Genomic DNA, 26,474 nt, shown 5'->3' with positions numbered 1-26,474 from the left:
GGAGACCATTATGAACGCCGCCTATGCCCTACCTGCCGAGCTCACGATCTACACGGCCGGCGACTTGCATGCCAGCCTGATCCGTGACTTGCCCGTCGCAGAAAGCGCTCTGCTTCTCGACGCATCGCAGGTGACCGACATCGACTCTGCAGGTCTGCAACTGCTGCTGGCCTTGGCCCAGGCCTGCGATCACCGCGGCCAAGCCATCAAGCTGGTGGCACCCAGCAGCGCATTGATTCAGGCCAGCATCGCCCTTGGCGTGCAAGACCTGCTGACGCCCCACCAAGGAGCCGCCTCATGAGCCCGCAAGAACAGGACACCAGCTTCATTGCCGAGGCACTGCCGGCCTTCATCAGCGAAGCGCATGAACATCTTGCCGCACTGGAGCAGTTGCTGCTTGAGCTGGAAGGCGACTCGGGCAACCGCCAACTGCTCGACGCCCTGTTCCGGTCCGCGCACACCATCAAAGGGTCGGCGGGACTGTTCGGTTTGGTCGAGGTCGCCGCCTTCACCCATCACGTTGAGACACTGCTGGACCAATTGCGCGACGGAACGGCGGCCCTAACGCCAGAAACAAGCACGCTGCTGCTGCGCTGCAATGACGAAATACGCGTGCTCATTTGCGCAGCGGAACGACAAGCGCCCGCCGATGCCGCGTCGGCTTCCCGGCGAGAGGCCCTGGTTCAAGGCCTGCGAGCAATCTCCGCGCCTTCTATGCAGCAAGCTCAGGCCGCCACAGCTCCGAGCAGCGAGTCAGCCCCCGATGCCGGCCTGCAGTCCTGGCGTATCCGGGTCGACTTCGGCATCGAGACCTTTCGGGATGGCATGGACCCCCTGGCGCTTCTCAGCTATTTGCGCGGACTCGGTGATTTGAACGAACTGCAGTGCTCCAGCGCCCGGCTGCCGGAATTTCAAACCATGGATCCGGAAGCCTGCTACCTGACGCTCAGCTTCGTCTTCAACTCGGCCGTCGAACACAGCACGCTCGAAGCCGCGTTCGACTTCATCCGCGCTGAATCGCAAGTCCTCATCGAAGCCTTGCCGGATGCTTCACTTCAGGGGGCCGCTCTCGATCGCGCCCACAGCCTGGACTCAAGGGCCTCCTTGAGTTCAAGCCCAGCGGCAACAAGCACACCAACCTCGGTTCGAACGGACGAGACGCCCCCGCCGAGCCCAAGCTCAGCCCCTGCCGCCAGCGATGAACCGCGCTTCATCCGCGTGCCCGCCGACCGACTGGACCTGGTGATCAACCTGCTCGGTGAACTGGTGATTGCCAGTGCCGGCGCATCTTTGCTCGCCAAGCAGAGCCGCCAGGGAGCCTTGATGGCCGCCAATGAACAAATCGGACAATTGGTCGAAGAAGTTCGCAACGGCACGCTGCAACTGCGCATGGTGCAGATCGGCGAGACCTTCTCGCGCTTTCGTCGCGTGGTGCGGGACACGGCCGCCGAACTGAACAAGGATGTTGCCCTGCAAATCATGGGCGGCGACACCGAGCTGGACAAGTCGGTGGTGGAACGCATCGCCGACCCCATGATGCACCTGGTTCGCAATGCACTCGACCACGGCCTTGAGTCGCCAGAGGAGCGCATCGCAGCCGGCAAATCACCCCAGGGGCGGCTGACGCTTTCGGCGCGTCACGAAGCGGGCAGCATCCTGATCCAGATCGAGGATGACGGGCGCGGCGTGCGCCGCCAGAAAGTGCTGCAGCGCGCTTGGGAACGAGGGCTGGTCGAAGCCGGCGTACAGCCAAGTGATGCCGACATCCTGCGCCTGATTTTTGCCCCGGGCTTCTCGACGGCCGAGAAGGTGACGAATCTGTCCGGCCGCGGGGTCGGCATGGATGTGGTGCGCAGCAATATCGAGCAGCTGCGCGGCAATGTCGCCATCGACAGCGTCGAAGGCCAAGGCACGCGCATCACCATCCGGCTGCCTCTGACCCTGGCCATCATCGACGGCTTCCTGGTCGGCGTCGGCCAGTCCAAATTCATCTTCCCCCTGGATGCGGTGGTCGAGGTGATCGAAAACCGCCCGGCCTTGGCCGCCATGGATGAGCGCGGCCGGGGCACCGTCGAATTGAGAAGTCAGGTCTTGCCGGTGGTGGGCTTGCGCGAACTGTATGCCATCGACTCAGCCACGCCCGAACGCAGCAGCGTGGTCGTGCTGCAGTCGAGCGGCCAGCGCTACGGGGTTCAGGTCGACCAGTTGCTCGGCCAGCATCAGACCGTCATCAAGCCTTTGGGCCGCATGTTCCGCAGCCTGCGCGGCATGTCGGGCTCTTCCATTCTGGGCAACGGTGAAGTCGCACTGATCTTCGATGTGCACTCGCTGTGCCAACTCGCCACCGATCCCCCCCACCGCCACGCCAATCGTCACACCGCTCCACTTCGCGAAGGACACACATCATGACGCAGATTCGCACCTCCTGGCTCGCCCAACTTGTGGCCGGCGCCGAACTGCAACAAGCCCATGAAAACGCAGAGCACGCACGAGCGGATTCCAGCCTGGCGCAAGAGCGCGCGGACGAGCTGCAAGCCGTGCTTGGCGCACTCAGCAAGTCGCAGGCCGTGATCGAGTTCGCCATGGACGGCACCGTACTCACCGCCAACGACAACTTCCTGCACCTACTCGGCTACCAGCTCGATGAAATCAAGGGGCGCCACCACAGCATGTTTGCCGCAAGCGGCGTGGCGCAAAGCCCCGAGTACCGTCAGTTCTGGGACAAGCTGGCACGCGGTGAATTCGATTCCGGCCAGTACAAGCGTATCGGCAAGGGCGGCCGCGAGATCTGGATCCAAGCCAGCTACAACCCCGTCTTCGGACCGGATGGCAAGCCCAGCAAGGTGCTCAAGTTCGCCACCGACATCACCGCTGCCGTGCTGCAGGCCGCCGAACAAGCCGGGCAACTGAAAGCCGTCAGCCAATCGCAGGCCGTGATCGAGTTCAAGCTCGACGGCACCGTTCTCTGGGCCAATGAAAACTTCCTGGCCGCCCTGGGCTACAGCTTGGACGAAATCAAGGGCCGGCACCACAGCATGTTCACCGAGCCCGGGGTGTCGCAAAGCGTGGCCTACCGCCAGTTCTGGGACAAGCTGGGGCGCGGTGAGTTCGACGCGGGGCAGTACAAACGCATCGGCAAGGGCGGGCGTGAAGTCTGGATTCAGGCCACTTACAACCCCATCTTCGACATGGACGGCCGGCCCTTCAAAGTCGTCAAGTACGCGACCGACATCACAGCGGCCAAACTGCAAGCGAGCGACCATGAAGGCCAACTCAAGGCCGTCCACAAGTCGCTGGCCGTGATCGAGTTCAAGCTCGACGGCACCATTTTGGGCGCGAACGAGAACTTCCTGGCGGCCGTCGGCTACAGCCTGGACGAAATCAAGGGTCGCCACCACAGCATGTTCGTGGAAGCGAGCCATGTCCAGAGCCTTGAATACCGGCAGTTCTGGGAAAAGCTCGGCCGTGGCGAATTCGACGCCGGCCAGTACAAGCGCATCGGCAAGGCGGGCCGCGAAATCTGGATTGAAGCCAGCTACAACCCCATCCTGGACGCAGAAGGTCGCCCGTTCAAGGTTGTCAAATACGCCACCAACATCACCGCAGCGAAGCTTCTGGCCGCCGACTACGAGGGGCAGATCAAGGCCGTCAGCAAGTCACAAGCAGTGATTGAGTTTCAGCTCGACGGCACCATCCTGAACGCCAACGAGAACTTCCTGGCCACGGTGGGTTACAGCCTGGACGAGATCAAGGGCCGCCACCACAGCATGCTGGTCGAGGCCAGCCACGCGCAGAGCGCGGAGTACCGCCAGTTCTGGGAGAAATTGGCCCGGGGGGACTTTGACGCTGGGCAGTACAAGCGCATCGGCAAAGGCAGCCGCGAGATCTGGATCCAAGCCAGCTACAACCCGATTCGCGACCTCAGCGGCCGGCCCTACAAGGTCGTCAAGTACGCGACCGACATCACGGCCGAGGTGCTGGCCAGCCGCATGCTGCGTGAGGCGGTCGAGCAAGCACAAGAAGTCACCGCCGCCGCACGCTCGGGTGACCTCAGCGGTCGCATTCCACTTCAAGGCAAGACCGGGCCAATCGAACATCTCTGTTCCGGCGTGAACGCCCTGATGGAAACCACTGGGGTCATCTTTGATGACATGGGCCGGGTGTTCAGCGCCCTGGCCTCGGGCGACCTGACACAGCGCGTGACGCGTGACTACACCGGCGTCTTCGAGCAAGTCAAACAAGACGCCAACAGCAGCTGCGAGAAGCTGGCCGCCGTGATCGCCGAGGTTCGCGCCGCTGCCGAGGCCTTGGGCAGCGCCTCCAACCAGGTCAGCGACACCGCACAAAGCCTGTCTCAAGGCGCCAGCGAACAGGCGGCCTCGGTGGAAGAAACCACCGCATCCATCGAGCAGATGTCCGCGTCCATCGCGCAAAACAGCGACAACGCCAAGGTCACCGACGGCATGGCCACCAAGGCCAACAAGGAGGCCGGCGAAGGCGGTGTCGCCGTCACGCAAACCGTGGCTGCCATGAAGCAGATCGCCGCCAAGATCAGCATCGTCGACGACATCGCCTACCAGACCAATCTGCTGGCCCTCAATGCAGCCATCGAGGCCGCTCGGGCCGGCGAGCATGGCAAGGGCTTTGCCGTGGTCGCCGCCGAGGTGCGCAAACTCGCCGAGCGCAGCCAGGAGGCCGCCAAGGAGATCGGCGACCTCGCCGGCGACAGCGTCAGCACGGCCGAGCGCGCCGGGCGCCTGCTGGGCGAAATCGTGCCCAGCATTCAAAAGACCAGCGATCTGGTGCAAGAGATCGCGGCGGCGTCGCAGGAGCAAAGCCAATCGGTCAACCAGATCGGCAGCGCCATGACCCAGCTCAGCAAGGCCACGCAGCAAAACGCCTCGGCCTCGGAAGAACTCGCCGCGACCTCGGAAGAGCTGTCCAACCAGGCCGGTCAGCTGCAGGAAGCCGTGGCCTTTTTCCGCCTTGACGGCGAAGGCGCCAGCTCGACCAAGCAGCGCAGCGAAGCGGCCCGCCCCGCCGAACGGCGCGCACCCAACTCGCCCATGCGTGGCAACCCGCCGGCCGCGGCGCAGCCAGCTCGCGCCGCCGCCACCGGAACTCGCGGCAACTTCCGTCCCTACTGAGACGCCGCCACCCCACCCGCGATACACCGCATCAAAGCCAAAGGACCACCGCCATGACGCCCAACTCCACCTCCTGGCTCGCCCAACTTGTGGCCGGCAAGGAACTGCAGCAAGCCCACGAAACCTCGGAGCGCGCACAAGCAGACGCCCGCCTGGCGCAAGAGCGCGCGGACGAGCTGCAATCCGTACTGAACTCCATCAGCCGGTCACAAGCCGTGATCGAGTTCACCACGGACGGCACTGTGCTCACCGCCAACGAGAACTTCCTGCACCTGCTCGGCTACCAGCTCGATGAAATCAAGGGGCGCCACCACAGCATGTTTGCCGCGGCCGGCGTGGCACAAAGCCCTGAGTACCGTCAGTTCTGGGACAAGCTGGCACGCGGTGAATTCGATTCCGGCCAGTACAAGCGTTTCGGCAAGGGCGGCCGCGAGGTCTGGATCCAGGCCAGCTACAACCCCGTCTTCGGACCGGATGGCAAGCCCAGCAAGGTGGTCAAGTTCGCCACCGACATCACCGCTGGCACGCTGCAGGCCGCCGACCAAGCGGGGCAACTCAAGGCCGTCAGCAAATCCCAGGCCGTGATCGAGTTCAAGCTCGACGGCACCATTCTCAACGCCAATGAAAACTTCTTGACCGCCCTGGGCTACAGCTTGGACGAAATCAAGGGCCGGCACCACAGCATGTTCGCCGAGCCCGGCGTGTCGCAAAGCCTGGAGTACCGCCAGTTCTGGGACAAGCTGGGGCGCGGTGAGTTCGATGCGGGGCAGTACAAGCGCATCGCCAAGGGTGGGCGTGAAGTCTGGATCCAAGCCAGCTACAACCCCATCTTCGACATGGACGGCCGGCCCTTCAAGGTCGTCAAATATGCGACCGATATCACCGCCGAGGTGGTGGCCAACCGCATGTTGAGCGAAGCGGTTGAGCAGGCCCAGGTCGTCACGGCGGCCGCACGCGACGGCGACCTGACTCAGCGGATTTCCATGCAGGGCAAGAGTGGCGCCATCGAGCAACTGTGCCTGGGCATCAACGCCATGATGGAGACCACATCGACCATCTTCGATGATGTCGGGCGCGTGGTCGGCGGCCTGGCCGCGGGCGACTTGTCGCAGCGGATCACCCGCGACTGCAAGGGCACCTTCGAGCGCGTCAAGCAAGATGCCAACACCAGCAGCGAGACGCTGGCCGACATCATCGACGATGTGGTGCGCGTGTTCTCCGCCATGGCCAATGGCGACCTCAGCCAACGCATCAGCCGCGAAGGTCAAGGGGTCTTTGAGCAGGTCAAGCTGGATGCCAACAGCAGCTGCGAAAAGCTGGCCGCCGTGATCGCCGAAGTGCGCGCTGCTGCCGAGGCACTGAACAGTGCCTCCAACCAAGTCAGCGACACCGCGCAAAGCCTGTCCCAGGGCGCCAGCGAGCAGGCGGCCTCGGTGGAAGAAACCACCGCGTCCATCGAGCAGATGTCCGCATCCATCGCGCAGAACAGCGACAACGCCAAGGTCACCGACGGCATGGCCACCAAGGCCAACAAGGAGGCCGGCGAAGGCGGCATGGCCGTCACGCAGACCGTGGCCGCCATGAAGCAGATCGCAGCCAAGATCAGCATCGTCGACGATATCGCCTACCAGACCAATCTGCTGGCCCTCAATGCAGCCATCGAGGCCGCTCGGGCCGGCGAGCATGGCAAGGGCTTTGCCGTGGTCGCCGCCGAGGTGCGCAAACTCGCCGAGCGCAGCCAGGAGGCCGCCAAGGAGATTGGCGACCTCGCAGGCGACAGCGTCAGCACGGCCGAGCGCGCCGGGCGCCTGCTGGGCGAGATCGTGCCCAGCATTCAAAAGACCAGCGATCTGGTGCAAGAGATCGCGGCGGCGTCGCAGGAGCAAAGCCAATCGGTCAACCAGATCGGCGGCGCCATGACCCAGCTCAGCAAGGCCACGCAGCAAAACGCGTCCGCCTCGGAAGAACTCGCCGCGACCTCGGAGGAGCTGTCCAACCAGGCCGGTCAGCTGCAGGAGGCCGTGGCCTTTTTCCGCCTTGACAGCGAACCCGTCCTAACGCCCAAGCCACGCAGCGAAGTGGCGCGGCCCGTCGAACGGCGCGCGCCCAACTCGCCCATGCGTGGCAACCCGCCGGTCTCGGCTCTGCCGCCCCGTGTCGCCGCCACCGGAACGCGCGGCAACTTCCGCCCCTACTGAGCCGCCAGGAGCACGACGCCATGAACACGCAAACCACAACATCGCAGTACCTCACCTTCTCTCTGGGTGAGGAAGTCTTCGGCATGGACATACGGACGGTGCGAGAGATCATCCAGGTCGGTCCCGTGACCACGGTGCCACTGATGCCTGACTTCGTGCGCGGCGTGATCAATTTGCGTGGCGCCGTGGTGCCAGTGATCGATCTTCACGCTCGCTTCGGCCGGCCGGCCGCACGCCTGAGCAAAAAGAGCTGCATCGTGATCTTTGATGCCATGCGCCAGGGCGAACGGGTGGAACTGGGGCTGTTGGTCGACGCCGTCAGTGAAGTGGTGGACATCCCTGCTGCGGACATCGAGCCCGCGCCCGACTTCGGTTCGGCCGTTCGGCGCGACTTCATCCAAGGCATGGGGCGGCTGGGGCAGCGTTTTGTGATTGTGCTGGAACCCGATCGCGCCTTCGATCTGGACGATATGGCTGTGCTGTGCGAACGCAATCAGCTCGCTGAAGCGGCTTGACCCAAAAGCCTTACCGAGGATTGACGATGGGACCACTCAACGACGCCACCTTCCGCCGCATCAGGAGCCTGATGCACGAATCGGTCGGCCTGTCCTTTCCTGACACCAAGAAGCCCTTGATCCAGTCCAGGCTCACGCCTCGGCTGCTGCAGCTGGACATCCAGCGCTTTGAAGACTACGTCGAGTTGATTTCCGGCCCCAACGACGCCGGGGAGTTCCAGATGGCGGTGGATCTCCTGACCACCAACGAAACCTACTTCTTTCGTGAGCCGGCTCATTTCGAGCTCATGTGCAAAGAGCTGGCGCGCACCCGCGCGAGTGCGGTCTCCATCTGGAGCGCCGCCTCGTCTTTCGGGGACGAGGCCTACAGCCTTGCCATGTTGCTGGCGGATATGGCCGCCCAGGGCAGCATTGGCGAGGACTGGCAGATCCTGGGCACCGACATCAGCGATCGCGTCCTGCGCAGTGCGGCGGCCGGCATCTATCCCGAAGAACGCCTGCATGAGGTGACCATGGACAGGCGGCGGCGCTACTGCCTGCGCGGTGAAGGCCCCTCAAAAGGTTTGATTCAGATGCATGAAAAGCTGCGCGCGAAAGTTCGCTTTGGCTGGCTCAATCTGTGCCGCCCCATTGAAGACATCGGGCCCTTCGATGTCATCTTTCTGCGCAATGTCTTGATCTACTTTGACGCGCCCACCAAGCGCACGGTGATCGACCGCGTGCTCACCCAACTCAAGCCCGGTGGCCTGCTGTTCACCGGCATGGCGGAAGGACGGCTGCTGTGCGACACCGCCATGGAGCAGCTGGCCACCGGGGCTTTCCGGAAGCTTGGCAGCTGCGCGGTCGCTGCTTGACGCCCTTGCCCAGGAGCCCAGGATGCCCATCACCGTGTACGCCGTCGACGATTCGGCCGTGGTCCGGCAAGCGATGCAGCATCTGCTGCAAGGCGACCCCGACCTGGTGCTGATCGGTACCGCACCCAATCCCATCATTGCAGCACCGGCCTTGCGCAAGCAGCGCCCCGATGTGCTCTTGCTCGATATCGAAATGCCTGGCATGGACGGCCTGACCTTCTTGCGCCAGTTGATGGCGGAGGCGCCGATTGCCACCGTGATCTGCTCCACCCTGACCGAGAAAGGCAGCCGCGTGGCACTTGATGCACTGGCTGCCGGCGCGGTGGCCATCATTGCCAAGCCGCGCCTGGGACTCAAGCAATTCCTCGAAGACTCCCGGCGCGAACTGCTGCAGACCCTCAAGGCAGCCGCCTTGAGTCGGCCGCGACGCCAGACCCAGGACGTGGGGACGGCAGCCCCCATAGCGGCAAGCTTGGTCCCGCCCAGACCCGCTGCGCCGACGCGTGCGCTGGCCGTCAACAAGCCCATTGTTCTGGGTGGCTCGACCGGCGCCACCCAGGCCTTCGAAGCGATTCTGCTGTCCCTGCCGGCCGACTCCCCGGGCATGGCCGTGGTTCAGCACATGCCCGAACGCTTCACTGCCATGTATGCCGAGCGTTTGAATGCCGCGGCGGCCATGGAGGTGCGCGAAGCAAAGAGCGGCGACCGACTGGAGCGGGGTCTGGTGCTGATCGCGCCAGGCGGCCGCCATATGCAGCTGCGCAAAAGCGCCGGTCAGTATTTTGTCGAAGTCTTCGACGGTCCCAACGTCAACCGACACAAGCCCTCGGTCGACGTGCTGTTCAAGTCAGCGGCGGAGTGCGCGGGCGGTGACGCGCTGGCCATCATCCTCACCGGCATGGGTGACGACGGCGCCCGCGGCATGCGTCTGATGCACAACGTCGGCGCCCGCACCATTGCGCAGGACGAAGCCAGTTGCGTGGTCTTCGGCATGCCCAAAGTGGCCATCGAACAAGGCGGCGTGGATTCGGTGCTGCCGCTGGGCCAGATCGCGCAGGCGGTCCTGGCTTTTGATGCACGACACTGAGCCCAGCCGCTGCAGAGCCCGCCCAGATTCTGTGGCCTGATCAATGCTTGCCATGCGTGAACACCCGAGCACGCCTGCTGTGGACTGCGCCCATGCCTTCGCGTTGATCATCGGAACCGAAGACAGCAAGATCGCTGCGGAGGCGATACCCCGATAGGCGATCCGGTCGGCTTTAGAGGTGGCCGATGCAGAGCAGGCGCTCGCTGTTGCGCAGGTGGTCCATGCCGGCCTGATCGAAGAAGGTCCGCATCTCGGCTCGCGAGGTCTTGCCCTGGTTGATCAGCTCGTCTTCCAGGTGTTTCTTGCCCTTGCCAACCGGGACGATCTCGACACTGCGGCAGACAGGCGCCAGCAGCGCGCGCATTTCTTCGGCCTCGAAGAAACGGATCCGGTAGAGCGGGTCGGTTTCGCCCAGCCGGGCGAAATAGTCGATGAAATCGGGGTTGTGGGCGTTGTGCACCGTGGCAATGATTTTGCGTCGCGAGACCCGCGCCTGTTCTGCTGCCAGTCGCCGAATATCTTGATCATCGAACAGCACCCACAGGCCGTTGTGGAAACTGACGTCGAATGCGGCGTCGGCCATGCCATCCAATTGGAATGCGTCGCCCTGGAAAATCTGAGCAGCAAGCTCTGGAAACTGGCGTCGAGCCAGCTCCACCGAAGCACTTGAATAATCCGCGCCCCAACAGTTGACACCCAGACGATTGAGCAGAGCCATGTCACGAAAGCTGCCTGCCCCCAACTCCAGAACACGCCGGTCCTCGTCATGCAGCAAGGCATTCACGTAGTAGGCGTGACGCTGATCCTGCTGGTAATGGTCGAAAATCTTCGGCCATGTGTCGTCCCAATGGATCTGTGTGGGGGGCATGCCCCTCGATGGCTCAGCCGTCATACGATGACCTCAGTGTATTTTCTGGTGTAGATCGCACCTCCCTGGATCAGCCCCAAGGGCTCGGGCGTCTGCCCCAAGTGGTGCCGCACATGGTTGTGGACAAAGTTGTAGCCCGCGAGGCCTGAGAAGGCCACGCCGGCCGAGAAGCGCGGGTTCACATCCATCAGACGCAGCCCCCCGTTGCTCAGCTGCAGGAACTCGACATTGATGCAGCCCTCGAAATCGATGGCCTGGCAGAGGGCGTCGACGTGCGACTGAAGAGTCACGTCGGCGTCGAGGATCTGCACTGCAAGGCCAGCGCCGTTCCGGGTCCGCAAGAGCTCCCTGCGTGCGACGATCAGTGCGGGGGCCGGTCCGGAACGCAGAACATCGACGACAACGACATCGCCTTCCAAAAAAGGCTGAACGATGTAGGACTCGCCCAGTGGCGCTGCGCGTTCGAAATCCACCCGACTCCGGAACACAAACTGGCCCTCACTGCTGCGCCCCCGTGCCGGCTTGGCGATGCAGGGGAAGGTACCACCCAGCGCAAGATAGTTTGCCGCTCGGAAGCTCGGAATGACCGGCAAAGCCGATGCGCTGAAATGATCGTGCAGCGCCAGCTTGTCGCGCAGCAAGCGAACAGCCTCCAGGCTGGGAACAGCCAGCTTGATACCGCGAGAGGCAAACGCGCCGGCGCAGGTACAGAGTTCATCGACCTCTGGATCGGTCAGCGGCAACACGAGTTGCACATGCTGTGCTTCGCACAGCGCCAGCAGCGCCTGTTGATACGCATCCGCGCGTGCCAGCGTCGGCACCTGGGCAAAGACATCGACCTGCGCTGCGGCAGCGATCCAAGGCCGCGGATGGATGTCCACGCCAACAACCTCATGCCCCATGGCATGCAGACTGTCCACCACGAATGGTGCCGCCATCGAACCCAGCGCCGTGACCAGGACCCTCATCGGGCCAGCTCCAGTGGGACCAAATCAAGCTCGCGCCGGCGCGGCCCTATGAACAGCGCTCCGCCAGCCGGCCTACTTGGCATGGCTTGCCGCCCGCTGCACGCGAGAAGTCGAGAACACGTCCTGGTTGTCCAGCCGCAGACGCCAGGGCGAGAGCGGCTGCTCGCACAAGGACAGAATGCTCGACGGATCGCGGACTGCCTGGATCTGAATGTCGAACATCACGCGCGGCAGCCTGGACACGCTGCGCGGCGAGCCATGCCACACGGACGAATGCATGATGAGGCAATCACCCGGGCTCAGCTCAGGCGCGAATTTGTACATTGGCCGGGTCAGTTCCTCGCGCACGGCACCCGCATCGCCCAGATAGCCGAAGTGATGCGTACCCGGGTAGACCGTCAGCCCGCCGTTGTCCGGCCCGCAGTCGCTCAGGGCCACAAAGAGCGAGTAGCGCTCGAAGAAGCCCAGGCAGTAAGGACTGTCCTGGTGAATGAAGACCGCCTCTGTGTTGTGCTCGTCTTTGCGCACGATTCGGATGTTATGCAGGCCGACCTGTCCGTCGAAAAAATGTGTCAGCAAGGCGGCGAATTCTGGCTCACGGAGAATTCCCGCCAAGGGGCTCTCCAGTTCGAAGGACACCTCGGTCAGGTGATTCTGGCGGGGCCGCGCGGAGCCGTCCGACAAGCCCGCCTGCAGCCTGCCCAGGTAGTCAGCGGCCAAGGCCGGCGACACCAGACCACGCAGCACGAAGACGCCGGCACGGGCCAATAACTCTGACGACAGCACAGGCCCTTCCAAGCGGCCGGGCTCAGCGAAGAACTCAAGCTCCGAAGCGGGGTATTCGAGAAATTTCATGGTCCAGTCTCTCTGCTTGCTCGGTTCAAGCGCCGCTTGGCCGACCATAGTATTCTTGATTTTCGAAGCTCCGACGCCGCGTGTCGTAGGCGAACTGGAGCGACACCCGGTCGCACTTGCTGTGAGGCGCCGAATCGGGAATCACGCCATGCAAGGTCGTGCGCCCATGGAAACACACCAGTCGGCCCGGCCGAGGATCGATGCGGATGGGCTGCCGCGTGTCCTGACGGTAGTGCCAAGTGGCTTCGCCATCCATAGGATCGGTGCGAATGTTCGGATGCAGGCACAAAGGCAGATCAGCGCAGTCGCTCAGGTACAGGACGGCCGTGTGCTCATTGCGGTCGAAGTGGTAACGGAACGCGTGCCCCTGCCCGGGCCGCAGCAGGTTGGCGGAAATGGCAACCGGCAGGTCGTCCAGCATCAAGAGCCCTGCAATGGATTCAGCAAGACGCGCATGGATGTTGTCATGCAACAGCTGTAACTCGGGGATCGCCGCCACGAGCGCCTGTCCATTGAGCGTCTGAATTCGGATCCCGTCCCGATCGACTTCGATACAGGACTGCGCCATGGCTGCGGCCACCTGTTCGGCCAAGCTTGCACAGTGCGGCTCACTGAGCACCCCATCGAAGACCTCGTACCCGGCGTTGACATAGCCAGGCCCCAAGCACAGGCGATTCAAAGCTTCCGACCTCACATTGCCTCCTGCATCAGTCCATTGTCTGGAAACGAATTCCACGAGGCTTGGACAGCGCCAGGCTGTCGCACTGACGCCTCGCGACCATTCCGCTACCGAGCCGAAACAGCGGTCGCCCCCGCGGCGCCGAGACGTGCTTGCCCTGCTTGTCAATGGCGCTGATCATGCCCTCAGGCTTCAGGTACTGATCGATGAAGTCTCGCCGGACCACATCGACATAGGCCCGAGTACTCGGGAAAGATTGGGGGGCAAGCTCGGCGTGCAAAGTCATGACTTCAATCGGGATCTGGGCATGCAGGGGCAGGTCCGGTGTGGCTGTCGTGGACGCGCTCATTCGCCGGCGGGCTGCCTCAACACCTCGATGACACGCAGCTGATCTGCCTCGCTCAGATCCGGATAGATAGGCAGACAGAGCACCTGCTGGGCAGCCAGTTCTGCATGCGGCAGCAGGGCCGGTGCGGCCGATGGCAAGCCCCGATACATCGGGAAGCTGCTGATCAGCGGGTAGAAGTAGCGGCGGGTGTGGATGCCAGCCTGGCCCAGTCGCTCGTAGAGCGCGTCGCGCGACAGCGGATACGCCGGCAGCACACGGATCGGGAAATAGCCATTGTTATGCCCCTCGCCGGCCTCAGGCAGCACGGGGCTCAGTCCCTCGACCTCGGCAATCGCTGCCAGATAACGCTGGGCAATCCGCTGGCGAGCCGCCAAAGCACTACCCACATGCTGCAGTTGCAGCAGACCCAGCGCTGCGTTGAACTCACTCATCTTGCCGTTGATGCCCGGCGCGACCACGGTCACCTCATCCACAAAACCGAAGTTCTTGAGATGGTCGATGCGCTGCTTGGTCTTGAGGTCCTTGCAAACGATCGCGCCGCCCTCGAAGGTGTTGAACACCTTGGTGGCGTGGAAGCTGATCACCGACAGATCCCCATGGTTCAGGATGCTGCCGGCTGGCGTCCTGACGCCGAATGCGTGCGCTGCGTCGTAGATCACGCGCAGGTTGTACGTGTCAGCAATGCGCTCGATGGCTGCCACATCACAGGGTTGACCATAGCAATGCACCGGCATGATCGCCGTGGTCTGCGGCGTGATGGCGGCTTCGATGCGTTCAGGATCGAGATTCATCGTGCGGCCGTCCACATCCACGAAGACCGGCTTGATGCCGTTCCACAGCAGGGCATGTGAGGTGGCCACGAAGGAATAGGGCGTGGTGATGACTTCACCCGTGATGCGCAGGGCCTGCAGGGCTGTGACCAGGGCCAGGGTCGCGTTCGCAAACAGGCAAATGTGCGGAACGTCCAGGTATTCGCAGAGTGCCTGCTCAAAGCGCACGTGGAAGGGGCCACCATTGGTCAGATGGCGGCTGTTCCAGACCTCCTCCAGCATCGGCAGGAACTCTGCCAGCGGCGGCAGCTGGGGCCGGGTGACGTAGATCGGAGGCTGTGAATCCTCGGACGATCCCATGGGGACCTCGTCGCTCAGCTGGGTGCTGCGAGCCGGTGGGTTCATGGATTGACACGCTGAATTTGGGCAGCCGGGGTCAATTGGAGAAGCTGCTGAGACAGCTCCTCGACCGGGGTCTCGTTGTCAAAGAAGCGGTGCTTGTTGGCCGCGATGCGAGCGCGAACAGCGGTTCGCAGTTCCAGATCGTGTGCCAAAGCCAGCGCGCGCCGGACGTAATCGTCAAGATCGCTGGCAACGCACTCGGGCAGATCGAGCAGCCGACAATAGGTCAGCCCTCCCCGGCCCCGCATGAAGGCACCGGGCAGGGTCACGATCGGCGTATGGACTGCGAAGGTGGCAGCGGCGGTGGAACCGATTCCAAAGTGGAAGGGGTCCAGCACGACGTCCGCTACGGCGTTGGCCGCGAGAAAGTCCCCATAATCCGTCTGCCAAGGCAAGAAGATCACGCGCCCGCGCACCGCCGGGGGGATGGTGGTGTCGAAACGCTTCTTAAGCACCAGCTGCCAGCTCTGATTGCGGCTTTCAAAAAACACCACATGAGCCGTGGCGTCGGCCTCCAGAATACGGGCGACCGCTTCATCGAAGTCTGGATGGATTTTCTGCAGCAGCATGGGGCAGACATACAAGGCCCCGGTCTCAGGCAAGCCGAACTCGCGACGCCCCTTCATCAACGCTGGCAGCGTCGGATGCACGTAGACCGAGTTCAGCGCCGACATCAGGACCAGCTTCTCGGAATAATGATCGGCACCGCACGCGGACTCCGCAAGTTCAGATGAGAAGTAGTAGTCAACCGTCGCAATGCCCGAAGTCACAGGATGCCCGCTCATCACCATCTGGACGGGCGCCAAGCGGGCATGGGCCATGAAGTAGCTCATCGCCTCCATGCCGATGTCCAGGTAGATCAGCGTGTCCAATTCGAGCTCAGCCAAGGTCTGCCGGGCCACCAGGAAGTCCTTGGGCAGGCGGACGAACTGACCGGAGAAATCACCGTAGTGCTCGCGCGCCGCCTCTGCGTTGATGTCCTGCGGCGATGCCAGGTAGATATCGCAGTTCGCCGTCATCGCCATCCGCTTGATCAAGGCCGAAAAACAGCGTGAGACCGAGTGGGTGTGAATGAATTTAGAGAAGAAACCGATGCGAGGCTTCCGACCAGCGGTCAGCGCACCGGACTGCGCGATATGCGGCGCAACAAAACTCAGATCGGGCAGCAGGCGAAGGTACATGCGCGACAGAGACTCCATCACCGCCCGGTCGTCTTCGCCATGGAAAGCCAAATAGAACAGTGACGGGGGAAACAAGAACTCCGAAACCCGCGCGCTGAGCCTGCTCTCTGTCAGCGTCTGAATGCCCTCGACAAAGCGCGTGCGCCACTGCGTGATGTCCTCGCGCGAACGAAGCACGGGGGGCAGACTGAGATGCAAGTCGATGGCCGTTTCCAGCGACGGATTCAGCTCATGCGCTCGATGGAAGGCCTGCAGCGCTTCTTCCATATCGCTCTGGTCGCGCAGCATAACCCCCAGTTGGCTGTGGACCCGCGCCTCACCCGGAAAGCGTCGGACGGCTTCGCGGTAAACGTCGAGCACCTCGCTGGGTCGGCCCAAGGCACGCAGTGCGAGGCCCTTGACTGCCAGCATGTCTTCGGTCGGCAGCACTCGAGACTCGGCGTCCAACAGGAAATCCAGAGCCTCTTGTGCCCGCTGCTGCTCCAATATGACGCGAGGTAGCGCCGACAGCGCGCCAGGGAAATCAGCTTTCAAGGTCAGGACGCGTCGATACGATTCTTCAGCCCCTGCCAGCTCGCCAAGCAAGCGTTGCGCCTTGGCGAGATTCATCCAGACCAGGAACTCACGTCCATCGCTTCGCAGCGATGCCTGAAAGGACTCGACAGCCTCGGCATGCCGGCCCAGCGCCTGCAGAGCCAAACCGCGATTGGAGAGGATCTGCGGATTGCTGGAAACACTGAGGGCTGAGTCCAAAGCGGCCAAGGCGCCAGCATGGTCGCCCTCGGCCAGCAGCAGCAGCCCGTACAGATGGCGGGCATCCGCCAAACGCTCGCCTCGAGCGATCAGACGCTGACACAGCTCCTTGGCTTCAAGCAGGCGACCGGCCTGATAACTGGATGCCGCCCGTGACAGCAAGTCGGCGGCACTCACGGCCACACTGGCTTCCGGACGCACCTTGTCTAAGCAACATTTCTTGAATTTCTTTCCGCTGCCACAACGACAAGGATCATTCCTACCGACGTCCATCAACATGCACCCTTAGCTTTCTGCACCTCCCGTCAACGTCCAAGCCGGACATGGGGAACCCTTGGCTGCAACTATACGATGCGATGACAAACTCGCCGGTCAGGCCGGTCACGGACGGATGGTCTGAACAGGCGCGCTGGTCGCGCAGCAGGCAAGGCCCGAAAGACTCGGACCTCGGCCTTGCTCAGCGCTTGCCGTGCTTGAACAGCGGCGCGCGCTTGTTCAGGAATGCGTCCATGCCTTCGCGCTGATCGTCGGTGCCGAAGACCGCATGGAAGACACGGCGCTCAGAGGTGACGCCCTCCTTCAGGCCGCTTTCGAAGCTGCGATTGACCAACTCCTTGATCAGCTGCAGAGCAGGAGCGCTGAAGCCGTTGATGGTTTCAGCGGCGGCGAGCGTTTCCTCCATCAGCTTGTCCGCCGGCACCACGCGCGAGACCAGGCCGCTGCGCTCGGCTTCGGCTGCATCCATCATGCGGGCGGTCAAGAGCAGGTCCATGGCCTTGGCCTTGCCGACGGCGCGCGGCAGGCGCTGGGTACCGCCGGCGCCCGGCGTGACACCGAGCTTCACTTCGGGCTGGCCGAACTTGGCGGTGTCGGCGGCGATGATGAAATCGCACATCATGGCCAGCTCGCAACCGCCGCCCAGCGCAAAACCGGCCACGGCCGCAATCACGGGCTTCTTGACGCGCAGGATGTGCTCCCAGTTGCGCGTGATCATGTCAGTACGCACGGCGCTCTGGAAGTCATGCTGGGCCAACGTCGGGATGTCGGCACCGGCAGCAAATGCACGCTCGGACCCCGTCAGCACAATGCAACCGATGCTGTCATCGGCGTCAAAGGCCAGCAGCGCTTCGCCCAGTTCATCGAACAAGGGGTCGCTCAGGGCGTTCAAGGCCTTGGGGCGGTTGAGGGTGATCAGGGCGGTCTTGCGCGGGCCCTCGCCGTGCACGGCGGTGATGATGCATTCATAGCTCATGGCTGGGTCACTCCTTCAGGGAATTTTGGGGGTTCGGGGCTTCGATCCTGGGCTTCACTATAGGCGGCACACTGGCAGGCGGTGCCGCTTGGGCCGGCGGCGCCTTGAGCATCAGGTCAATGAAGGTCTGCTCGTCCTGCCGAATGCGCAGGCGAACGGGGAGGTACTGCAGAGTCGGTGCGAGCCAGACCTCAGCCGTCAGGTCACCACCGCCCGCCGTCACCGTCGGTTTCAGATGCCAGGTGTCCAACTCTCCCATGGGCGTCGCCAGGGTTTCACGTCCCAGCACCTCATAGCGCCAGCGGTACTGGCGGCGCGGCAGGGCCAGGGGCAGCTCCAAGATCAAGCCCTCACGCAGGGTCTGGCGGCCGGTCAGGAACAACCAGGTCAGCTGCACAAACTGGCTGGCCGCGTCTTGCATGCCCGGTTCGGACGCCTCGACCCGGCCATTGGCCAGGGTCAGCTGTTCGCCTTGGAACAGCACGCTGACGCGGCGCCGGCTGCTGAACAGCACGCGGGTGTCTTCATCGTAACGTTGCGGCTCGATGCCCTGGGTCGTCAGGCGACCGTCGCTGCTCATGCGGCGCGAGATCAGCGGGGCGAAGCTCGGGCCCACCGAAACATCGAGGTGAACCTGGTAACGGCTGCCTTCGCGGATCCACTCGACCTGGGCCTCCCCGGTGACGGCACCGCGGTAATTGCCGGTCAGCTCGTAGCGCAGACGGGTCGAGGGCGGCCACTCGGGGCCAGGTGCAGTCGCCGCGTCCGGGACCGGGTCCGCAGTGGAGCTGCCCGCAGGCCGACTCGGCACGACAGCCTCAGGAACGGTGGGCTCAGGCACGCGCTCCTGCACCGGTGGGGCTGGCTCGGGCGCACTGGCAGCAGGCTCGGCCGGCTCGTGCGCTTGCGCTGATTCGACAGCCGACGCCGGGCGGGCCGGGCCAGGCGGGCTGAGCGGCGGCGCCGCCGGCTCGCTGCGACGCTGTCGTAACGGCGCGGTCGATGACGCAGGCGCAGGCCGGCTCTGCTGCAGCTGACGCACATAGCTGACGCTGAGCCGTGGCGGCATCTCGGCCAGCTCGCTCCAGCCCTGACTCAGCTCGGACACCGCATCGCCGATGCAGGCATGCAAAGCCAGCACCGGCAAGGCCAAGACGAGCAGCAGCCAGGCACGGCGCCGCGCCTTGGCAGGCGCAGCTGGCGTGGCGGTGCCGAGGGGACTCAGCCGGCCAACCATGCCCGGCGCAGGCTGAGTGCGCGCGCCGGCGCCTTGTCGGCCAGACAGAGTTGAACCGGCGTGCTGCTCGCCCCCACGGCCGCGCCGCCAGGGGCGGAGCTCGCGGGCAAATCGGCCTGCAGCTCGACGATGCGCTGATCGCGCGCCACCAGCAGACGCAGTTGAAACTCGCCCGGGGCCAAGGTCAGCACCGCCTCATCGAGGCGACGCAAGCGCCATCCATTGCAGGCCAGGACCTCATCGCCCGCGCACAAGCCGGCGGTGGCCGCGGGCGAACCGGCCAGCACCTGCTTGATCAGCAGGCTGCCAGCGCTGTCATTCAGGCGCAGGCCCAAGCGCTGCGCCAACGACGCTTTGTCGGCGCGCAGCTGCACGCCCATGCGCTCGAACAAGGGCGGCAGCGGCAGGTCCTCGTTGCCATGGACCCACTCGACCAGCTGCTGGGCCAAAGCCGGGCCACCGATCTCAGCCAGCAGGCCCAAGATATCGGCCTCGCTGATGCCGCCGCTGGCGCCCTCGCCCACGGCATGGCGCAGCCAAAGCCCGCGCATCAGCTCGTCCAGGCTGGTCGCGGCCTCACCGTCGGCATGGCGCAGGCGCAGGCTGAGGTCAAGCGCCAGCGCCAGCAAAGCGCCCTTGCCGTAGTAGCTGATGCTGCTGTTGGGTGAGTTCTCGTCCTGGCGGTAGTACTTGATCCAAGCGTCAAAACTGGCCTGCGCCAGGCTTTGCACCTTGCGCCCGGGCGTCGCCAGCACACCGCTGAGCGTGCTGGAGAGCAGCTTCAGGTAGCGGGCCTCGTCGATCAGGCCGGCGCGAACCAAGATCAGTTCGTCGTAATAAGACGTGAAGCCTTCGAAGAACCACAGCAGCTCGGTGTAATTTTCCTGGGCGTAATCCAGGCGAACATAGTTGGCCGGCTTCAGTCGCTTGACGTTCCAGGTGTGAAAGTACTCGTGGCTGATCAAGCCCAGCAGGCGCACATAGCCATCGCTGCTTTCGCTCTGGCCCTGGCGCGGCAGATCGCGGCGCGGCGACAGCAGGGCCGTGCTGGCTCGGTGCTCCAGCCCGCCATAGCCTTCGTCCACGGTATTCAGAAAGAATACATAACGCTGGAAAGGAACGGGGCTGCGCCGCTTGGCCGCTGCGCCATGCCAGAACTGGATTTGCGCCTCGCAGATGCGCTGGGTGTCGGCCAGCAAGCGCTCGCCGTCAAAAGACGGCATGGCACCGCTGACCACCAACTCGTGTTCGGCACCACCCGCCAGGAATCGGCCTTGCCAGAAATGGCCGAGCTCGAAGGGATGGTCGAGCAGTTCGTCGTAATCGGCCGCCCTGTAGCTGCCGTCAGCCTGCTGCGGCATGGCCGTGGCCACCTGCCATCCCTCGGGCAGACGCCCAAGCTCCAGCACATGGGGCTGATCTTCACGGCCATGAACACGCAGGCACAAGCTGCTGCCATTGAAGAAGCCGCGTTGCGCGTCCAGGAAGGCGGCACGCACCGAGGGGTCAAACGCATAGACACGGTAGCGCAGGACCAAGGCACTGCGGCCGCTGCAAGCAACGCGCCAAGTGGCCTTGTCCAACTGCTCCAGCTCCAGCTGCCGGCTGCCCTGGCTGGCGCTCAAGCCACTCAGATGGCGGGCGAACTCGCGCAGCAGGTAACTGCCTGGAATCCAGGCCGGCAAGCTGATGTGCTGCTCGGCGGCAGGTGCTGCAATCGTCAGCGTCAGCTGGAAATGGTGGTCGTGGGCCGAGTCGATTTCGACCCGGTAGCGAATGTCGGCCACGTGCTCAGCTCCCCGCCGCAGCCAGGAAACAGCACAGGGCAGCGCCGGCGCTGAGCCGGAAACGCAAGGTCAGCCAGGCAGCCGCGCCGTACTCCGGATAGAGCCGGCGATCGACCAGGTAGCAAACGATCAGCATCGCGCCCTGCAAGACCAGGCCGGCATAGGCCGGCATGACCACGGCCACCCAGGCACCGAGCGACGGCACGATGCCCCAGATGAAAGGCTGGGCCGTGGTCTCGGGCATGCGAAAGGCAAAGCCCCAGTAAATGCCGCCCAGAAATGAGATCACCAAAGCGGCATAGGCCGATGTGCCCAGGGTCACGAAGGCATGCGCCTCGAGATTGCGGTCACCGATCAACCAGATCAGCAGCGCGCCCAGGGCGAAAGGCAGCAGCCCGAGATGACCGAGCTTGAGCGCCATGGGATGGAGCGACAAGGGCGACGGCGGTGCGGCAGAAACGGCGGCGGACATGCGGTGATGCTCCGGTGCTGAACGGGACTGAGAAGGAAGGCAAAGCGAACACTCGGGCGCGCCGCAGGGTGTTTCCACCCCAAGCGCGCGCACCTCAATCAGGTCTTGCTGGGCAGAGCTTGCAGACGCTTTTCCAGCTGATCGGCACCCAACGCACCCGGCACGCGGCTGCCATCTTCAAAGATGATGGCCGGTGTGCCGTTGATATGGTAGCGACGCATCATGGCGGCATTGCGTTCGACCGCGCTGTCATCGCAGGCGCCGGCCGGCTTGCTCGGTGCCTTGCCTTCCAGCATCCAGGCCTGCCAGCTGACCGTTGCATCCTTGGCGCACCAGATCGAGCGGGCCTTCTCGGGTGAATCGCCGCCGAGAATCGGCACCAGGAAGGTGTAGACGGTGATGTCCTTGACTTCCTGCAGAGCGCGCTCGAAGCGCTTGCAATAGCCGCAATTGGGGTCGGCGAAGACCGCGATCTTGCGTTTGCCATTGCCGTTCTTCCAAACGACAGCGTCCTTCAGGGGCAGGCTGGCGAAGTCGACCTGGTTGATCTTGTTGACCCGCTCCTCGGTCAGGTTCTTGCGGGTGCGCAGGTCGATCAGCTCGCCTTCGATCAGGTAGCTGCCGGTCGGATCGGTGTAGCGGATCTCATTGCCGATGCGCACTTCCCAAAGGCCGGCCATGGCGCTGGGGCGCACATCCTCGATCTTGGGCAAGCCGGCCAACTTCTCCGCCAGGCTCTTGCGGATGACAGCTTCATTGGCCTGAGCCAGCAGCGGCAGACTGAGGGCCAGACCGGCCAGGAACAAGGTCTTCGTGTTCAGCATGTGATTCAGACTCATAGGGAGGTTCGAGGTTTCAGGCGCCAAGCGCCCGTGCTGTCAACCAGCGCTTCAAGGGAGACACGGAATTCAAGGCATTCAAGCCACGGTTGCGCAGTTGACGCAGCGGCACGGCCTCGCTGGCGAAGACCCGCAGCAGGCCATCGGTCAACTCACCCATGGCCCAGGTGTCCAGCTGGCGTTCGCGCACATAGCGGCGCAGCAGCCGCTCGTCACCTAAAGGACGCCATGCTTCGCGCGCTGCCAAGACCCGGGTCAGTGCGGCCACATCAGCCAGGCCCAAGTTCAGACCCTGGCCGGCCAAGGGATGGACCAGGTGCGCCGCATCACCGAGCAGGACCCAGCCGGGGCCTTGCATGGGCTCGGCCCGCGCCAGGGCCAAGGGCCAGGCAGCGCGGCCACTGGCCAGGCTCAGGCGCCCGACGGAACCAGCGCAGACCTCGTTCAGGGCCGCTTCAAAAGCAAGAGCATCCAAGGCCAACATTTCGTCGGCCCGCACTTCAGGCAAGGACCACACCAGGCCATAGGAGGCCCCCGGCTCGGGCGCATCGATAGGCAGGAGGGCCAACACATCCGGTGACCGAAACCACTGCTGCGCTTGGCCCTGATGGGGCAGTGCGCTGCGCAGGCGCGCAGCAATGGCCCGCTGGCCGTAGCTCTTCACGTTGAAGCTCACACCGAGATCGGCACGTGCGGCCGAGGCACGACCTTCGCAGAGCGCCGTCAAGGTGGCCGGCACCGGCGCATCAACCACTTGCACATGGGGCGAGAACTGCAAGGCGGTGGCCAGCTGTTGCTCCAAGGCCGCTGCGTCGACAATGAAGGCCAGCTCGGCCACACCCTGGCTCCAAGCCGAAAACTCCAGGAGCGCGCCGGCGCCATCGCCATGAATCTTCATGTCGTAGACCGGGCTGATGGCCGCCGCCGGCAGCGAATCCCAGACCTTGAGCTTGCGCAACAAGGCCACCGACGCCGCGTTCAGCGCATAGCTGCGCAGGTCCTCGCGCTGGCTTTCGCTGGCATCCACCGTACCCAGCAATGCCACTCGCAAGCCCTGGGCCCCGAGGGCCAGAGCCAGGCTGCGGCCGACACAGCCGCTGCCGCGCACCAGGACGTCATATGTTTGCATCGCGGCATTGTAGGCAGGCTCTGAGCCGCAGCGCGCCGGCCTCGGGCCGGCCCTGCGAACCGTCGGGCCAAGCGCCGACGCCGTCATGGCCTAAAATCACGCCCAGCTTCGAGCCACCCGCCGTTGTCAGCCGACAGCCGGCTCCCAGACCGCCTTGTTCAGCGGCCGCTCTGCGGCCCCCAACCCAGCCCCCCAGAAAGCCCTCCATGAGCCTCAAATGCGGCATCGTCGGCCTGCCCAATGTCGGCAAGTCCACCCTGTTCAATGCCTTGACCAAGGCCGGCATCGCCGCCGAGAACTACCCTTTCTGCACCATCGAGCCCAATGTCGGCGTGGTGGAACTGCCCGACCCGCGCTTGCAAGCCCTGGCTGAAATCGTCAAGCCGGAGCGCGTGTTGCCGGCCGTGGTGGAGTTTGTGGACATCGCCGGCCTGGTCGCCGGTGCCTCCAAGGGCGAAGGCCTGGGCAACAAATTCCTCTCGCACATCCGCGAGACCGATGCCATCGTCAACGTGGTGCGCTGCTTTGAAGACGGCAATGTCGTGCACGTCAACGGCCGCGTCGACCCAATCTCTGACATCGAGGTGATCCAGACCGAACTCTGCCTGGCCGATATGGGCACGGTGGAAAAGAGCCTGCACCGCTACAACAAGGTGGCGCGTGCCGGTGACAAGGAGGCGATCGCCCTGGTCAAGGTGCTGGAGAAGTGCGAAGCCGCGCTGAACGAAGCCAAGCCAGTGCGCACCATCGACTTCAGCAAGGAAGAGTTGGTGCTGCTCAAGCCCCTGTGCCTGATCACCGCCAAGCCGGCCATGTTCGTGGCCAATGTTTCGGAAGACGGTTTTGAGAACAACCCATTCCTGGATCGCCTGAAGGAATATGCCGCCGCCCAGAACGGCCCGGTGGTGGCCATCTGCGCCAAGACCGAGGCTGAACTGTCGGAAATGAGCGATGAAGACCGCGCCATGTTCTTGTCCGAGATGGGCCAGGACGAGCCGGGCCTGAACCGCCTGATCCGCGCGGGCTTCAGCCTGCTGGGCCTGCAGACCTACTTCACGGCTGGCGTCAAGGAAGTGCGCGCGTGGACCATCCACAAGGGCGACACCGGCCCGCAAGCCGCCGGCGTGATCCACACCGACTTCGAACGTGGCTACATCCGCGCCCAGACCATCGCCTATGAAGACTTCATCACCTACAAGGGTGAGCAAGGCGCCAAAGACGCCGGCAAGATGCGCGCCGAGGGCAAGGAATACGTGGTCAAAGACGGCGACGTGCTGAACTTCCTGTTCAACGTCTGATCGAACGGCAGCACACGCCGAACGCGGCCGATCTGGACCGCCCGCTCCGACAGGCCCCGCTACAGCGGGGCTTTTTTTCGTGCCTTCGCCGGCCGCTTTGGGCGACCATGGGGGAAATTACCCGGCCAGGCGGCGGCAGATCGATGGATGACGCGGCGCACAATGGCTGCAAAATGGCCTCACGAAGTTACCTTTGCCCGGCCCTCCCCGCCTCAACCGCAGACAAGCCCACCGATCCATGAGCTCTAACGAACTGGTTCCCGCCTCTGGCGCACAAGCCCTGCAGCCCACCGGCCAAACCCGGCATGACACCCAGCAATTCCTGACCTTCCGCATCGGCGGTGAGGAATACGGCATCGACATCCTGCGTGTGCAGGAAATCCGTTCCTATGAACCGCCCACGCGCGTCGCCCATTCGCCCAGCTTCATCAAGGGCGTGGTCAATCTGCGCGGCGTCATCGTGCCCATCGTCGACTTGCGCATGCGCCTGGGCCAGACAGGCGAATACAACGCCTTCACCGTGGTGATCGTGCTCAATGTGGCGCAGCGCATCGTCGGCGTGGTGGTCGATTCGGTGTCGGACGTGTTGGAGCTGAAAGCCGAGGAGATCAAGCCCCGGCCCGAGGTGGCGGCCGCACTCGATGCCCGTTTCATCACCGGCCTGGGCAAGATCGGCGACCGCATGCTGATCCTGCTCGACATTGACACCATGGTCGTGAGCCCGGATTTCGGTCTGCTGGACTGAGTTCCCCTGAAATTTCTCGCGCCAAGTTAGCGAGCGCACTCGCTGAGAGCCCCGTGAATCGATGGTTTCTGGAATAGCCCCAGACGATTGGCACTCACTTCAAGGGAGTGCTAATATTGCTTCCAAGGAACCGAAGTGGTTCGGCTTGCGAAAGAAAGCGATGACTTTGTCTACACCCACTGCTTTGACGGTACGCGACCCTTGGGCGCTGGTGCCCTCTTTGGGCAATCTGGATGCATACATCTCCGCCGTCAACCGCCTGCCCCTGCTGACCCCGGAAGAGGAAAGCTCGGCTGCTCGCCGCCTGCGCGAAAGCGGAGACCTCGAGGCCGCAGGCCGCTTGGTGCTTTCGCACTTGCGCCTGGTGGTGTCGATCTCGCGCCAGTACATGGGCTATGGCCTGCCCCAGGGCGACCTGATCCAGGAAGGCAATGTCGGCCTGATGAAGGCCGTCAAGCGCTACGACCCTGACCAAGGCGTGCGTCTGGTCAGCTATGCCATGCACTGGATCAAGGCCGAGATCCACGAATACGTGCTGCGCAACTGGCGCATGGTCAAGGTCGCCACGACCAAGGCCCAGCGCAAGCTGTTCTTCAATCTGCGCTCGATGAAGCACAGCATGAAGGAAGACCAGGCCGACGACCAGACCCACCGCAACAGCCTCAGCGAAGCGCAGCTGGCCCATGTGGCCCGCGAGCTGAACGTCAAGCCGGAAGAAGTGCTGGAAATGGAAACCCGCATGTCCGGTGGCGATGTGGCGCTTGAGCCGCAAAGCGACGAGGACGGCGAGAGCTTTGCTCCCATCGCCTATCTGGCGGATGAAAGCCAGGAGCCGACCCGGGTGCTGGAAGCCCAGGCCCGCGATGCGCTGGCCGGCGACGGCATCAGCCGCGCTCTGGAGGCGCTGGACGAGCGCAGCCGTCGCATCGTCGAGGAGCGCTGGCTCAAGGTCAACGACGACTCCTCGGGGGGCATGACACTGCATGAGCTGGCAGCCGAATACGGCGTCAGCGCCGAACGGATTCGCCAGATCGAAGTGGCGGCCATGAAAAAGATGCGCAAGGCGCTGACTCCGGCCTGATCGGGCGC

At 63.8% G+C, this 26,474-nt stretch carries 23 protein-coding genes; 10 read left to right on the top strand and 13 right to left on the bottom strand.

Annotated features, from left to right (window positions below; genetic code table 11):
- The first annotated feature begins 10 nt into the window (after nucleotides 1-10).
- From LNV23_RS14515 to LNV23_RS14485, 7 genes are read left to right on the top strand one after another with little or no spacing between them, the layout of a single operon-like run.
- Nucleotides 11-301 (top strand): STAS domain-containing protein, encoded by a 291-nt coding sequence (locus tag LNV23_RS14515; RefSeq protein WP_263563618.1) that lies wholly within the window; start codon nucleotides 11-13, stop codon nucleotides 299-301.
- On the top strand, nucleotides 298-2,409 hold the full coding sequence (locus LNV23_RS14510) for a chemotaxis protein CheA (protein WP_263563617.1): 2,112 nt from the start codon (nucleotides 298-300) through the stop codon (nucleotides 2,407-2,409). The genes LNV23_RS14515 and LNV23_RS14510 overlap by 4 nt, the downstream gene beginning before the upstream one ends.
- The gene (locus LNV23_RS14505; RefSeq protein WP_263563616.1) at nucleotides 2,406-5,147 is read left to right on the top strand and encodes a methyl-accepting chemotaxis protein; all 2,742 of its coding nucleotides are present in this window, start codon (nucleotides 2,406-2,408) and stop codon (nucleotides 5,145-5,147) included. The genes LNV23_RS14510 and LNV23_RS14505 overlap by 4 nt, the downstream gene beginning before the upstream one ends.
- A gap of 53 nt (nucleotides 5,148-5,200) precedes the next feature.
- Nucleotides 5,201-7,345: a methyl-accepting chemotaxis protein gene (locus tag LNV23_RS14500; RefSeq protein ID WP_263563615.1), complete on the top strand. Its 2,145-nt coding sequence runs from the start codon at nucleotides 5,201-5,203 to the stop codon at nucleotides 7,343-7,345.
- 20 nt (nucleotides 7,346-7,365) lie between these two features.
- Nucleotides 7,366-7,860 carry a chemotaxis protein CheW gene (locus LNV23_RS14495; protein ID WP_263563614.1) on the top strand — a complete coding sequence of 165 codons (495 nt, stop codon included), beginning with the start codon at nucleotides 7,366-7,368 and terminating at the stop codon, nucleotides 7,858-7,860.
- A 26-nt stretch (nucleotides 7,861-7,886) separates the two neighbouring features.
- The gene (locus tag LNV23_RS14490) at nucleotides 7,887-8,714 is read left to right on the top strand and encodes a CheR family methyltransferase (protein WP_263563613.1); all 828 of its coding nucleotides are present in this window, start codon (nucleotides 7,887-7,889) and stop codon (nucleotides 8,712-8,714) included.
- Between the two features lie 22 nt (nucleotides 8,715-8,736).
- Nucleotides 8,737-9,801, top strand: coding sequence for a protein-glutamate methylesterase/protein-glutamine glutaminase (locus LNV23_RS14485; protein WP_263563612.1), 1,065 nt, complete (start codon nucleotides 8,737-8,739; stop codon nucleotides 9,799-9,801).
- Between the two features lie 172 nt (nucleotides 9,802-9,973).
- On the opposite strand, the gene LNV23_RS14480 is transcribed toward LNV23_RS14485, so the two are convergent.
- The 13 genes from LNV23_RS14480 to LNV23_RS14420 form a co-directional block, all read right to left on the bottom strand.
- Entirely contained in the window at nucleotides 9,974-10,669 is a 696-nt protein-coding gene (locus tag LNV23_RS14480) for a class I SAM-dependent methyltransferase (protein WP_263563611.1), read from the bottom strand.
- 20 nt (nucleotides 10,670-10,689) lie between these two features.
- Nucleotides 10,690-11,637, bottom strand: coding sequence for an ATP-grasp domain-containing protein (locus LNV23_RS14475; protein ID WP_263563610.1), 948 nt, complete (start codon nucleotides 11,635-11,637; stop codon nucleotides 10,690-10,692).
- Between the two features lie 72 nt (nucleotides 11,638-11,709).
- Nucleotides 11,710-12,492 (bottom strand): phytanoyl-CoA dioxygenase family protein, encoded by a 783-nt coding sequence (locus tag LNV23_RS14470; protein WP_263563609.1) that lies wholly within the window; start codon nucleotides 12,490-12,492, stop codon nucleotides 11,710-11,712.
- Nucleotides 12,493-12,517: 25 nt separating this feature from the next.
- The gene (locus LNV23_RS14465) at nucleotides 12,518-13,084 is read right to left on the bottom strand and encodes a 2OG-Fe(II) oxygenase family protein (protein ID WP_263563608.1); all 567 of its coding nucleotides are present in this window, start codon (nucleotides 13,082-13,084) and stop codon (nucleotides 12,518-12,520) included.
- 115 nt (nucleotides 13,085-13,199) lie between these two features.
- Nucleotides 13,200-13,520: a hypothetical protein gene (locus LNV23_RS14460; RefSeq protein ID WP_263563607.1), complete on the bottom strand. Its 321-nt coding sequence runs from the start codon at nucleotides 13,518-13,520 to the stop codon at nucleotides 13,200-13,202.
- Nucleotides 13,517-14,650 carry a DegT/DnrJ/EryC1/StrS family aminotransferase gene (locus tag LNV23_RS14455; RefSeq protein ID WP_263563750.1) on the bottom strand — a complete coding sequence of 378 codons (1,134 nt, stop codon included), beginning with the start codon at nucleotides 14,648-14,650 and terminating at the stop codon, nucleotides 13,517-13,519. Before LNV23_RS14455 ends, LNV23_RS14460 begins: the two co-directional genes overlap by 4 nt.
- A 41-nt stretch (nucleotides 14,651-14,691) precedes the next feature.
- Nucleotides 14,692-16,905, bottom strand: a complete 2,214-nt coding sequence (locus LNV23_RS14450) for a tetratricopeptide repeat protein (RefSeq protein WP_263563606.1) — start codon at nucleotides 16,903-16,905, stop codon at nucleotides 14,692-14,694.
- Between the two features lie 178 nt (nucleotides 16,906-17,083).
- Nucleotides 17,084-17,878 (bottom strand): enoyl-CoA hydratase, encoded by a 795-nt coding sequence (locus LNV23_RS14445; RefSeq protein WP_263563605.1) that lies wholly within the window; start codon nucleotides 17,876-17,878, stop codon nucleotides 17,084-17,086.
- A gap of 7 nt (nucleotides 17,879-17,885) precedes the next feature.
- Nucleotides 17,886-19,115 carry a DUF3108 domain-containing protein gene (locus tag LNV23_RS14440; RefSeq protein WP_263563604.1) on the bottom strand — a complete coding sequence of 410 codons (1,230 nt, stop codon included), beginning with the start codon at nucleotides 19,113-19,115 and terminating at the stop codon, nucleotides 17,886-17,888.
- Entirely contained in the window at nucleotides 19,100-20,902 is a 1,803-nt protein-coding gene (locus LNV23_RS14435; RefSeq protein ID WP_263563603.1) for a M61 family metallopeptidase, read from the bottom strand. The genes LNV23_RS14440 and LNV23_RS14435 overlap by 16 nt, the downstream gene beginning before the upstream one ends.
- A gap of 4 nt (nucleotides 20,903-20,906) precedes the next feature.
- Nucleotides 20,907-21,374 carry a DUF3429 domain-containing protein gene (locus tag LNV23_RS14430; RefSeq protein WP_263563602.1) on the bottom strand — a complete coding sequence of 156 codons (468 nt, stop codon included), beginning with the start codon at nucleotides 21,372-21,374 and terminating at the stop codon, nucleotides 20,907-20,909.
- 98 nt (nucleotides 21,375-21,472) lie between these two features.
- Nucleotides 21,473-22,198, bottom strand: a complete 726-nt coding sequence (locus tag LNV23_RS14425; RefSeq protein WP_263563601.1) for a DsbC family protein — start codon at nucleotides 22,196-22,198, stop codon at nucleotides 21,473-21,475.
- 31 nt (nucleotides 22,199-22,229) lie between these two features.
- Nucleotides 22,230-23,342 carry an FAD-dependent monooxygenase gene (locus LNV23_RS14420; protein ID WP_263563600.1) on the bottom strand — a complete coding sequence of 371 codons (1,113 nt, stop codon included), beginning with the start codon at nucleotides 23,340-23,342 and terminating at the stop codon, nucleotides 22,230-22,232.
- A gap of 206 nt (nucleotides 23,343-23,548) precedes the next feature.
- On the opposite strand from LNV23_RS14420, the gene ychF reads away from it, so the two are divergent.
- The 3 genes from ychF to rpoH all read left to right on the top strand — a co-directional run bounded on the left by ychF (nucleotide 23,549) and on the right by rpoH (nucleotide 26,466).
- On the top strand, nucleotides 23,549-24,640 hold the full coding sequence (ychF, locus tag LNV23_RS14415; protein ID WP_263517084.1) for a redox-regulated ATPase YchF: 1,092 nt from the start codon (nucleotides 23,549-23,551) through the stop codon (nucleotides 24,638-24,640).
- A 238-nt stretch (nucleotides 24,641-24,878) separates the two neighbouring features.
- On the top strand, nucleotides 24,879-25,385 hold the full coding sequence (locus LNV23_RS14410) for a chemotaxis protein CheW (RefSeq protein WP_263517083.1): 507 nt from the start codon (nucleotides 24,879-24,881) through the stop codon (nucleotides 25,383-25,385).
- Nucleotides 25,386-25,545: 160 nt separating this feature from the next.
- Complete coding sequence (gene rpoH / locus LNV23_RS14405; RefSeq protein WP_263563599.1) at nucleotides 25,546-26,466, top strand: RNA polymerase sigma factor RpoH; 921 nt, start codon at nucleotides 25,546-25,548, stop codon at nucleotides 26,464-26,466.
- The last annotated feature ends 8 nt before the right edge of the window (nucleotides 26,467-26,474 follow it).

Source organism: Kinneretia sp. DJ1R-11, assembly GCF_025717595.1.
Classification (GTDB): domain Bacteria; phylum Pseudomonadota; class Gammaproteobacteria; order Burkholderiales; family Burkholderiaceae_C; genus Paucibacter_A.
The sequence above is the reverse complement of the archived record's forward strand: the minus strand, read 5'-3'. Positions and strand labels throughout refer to the sequence as shown.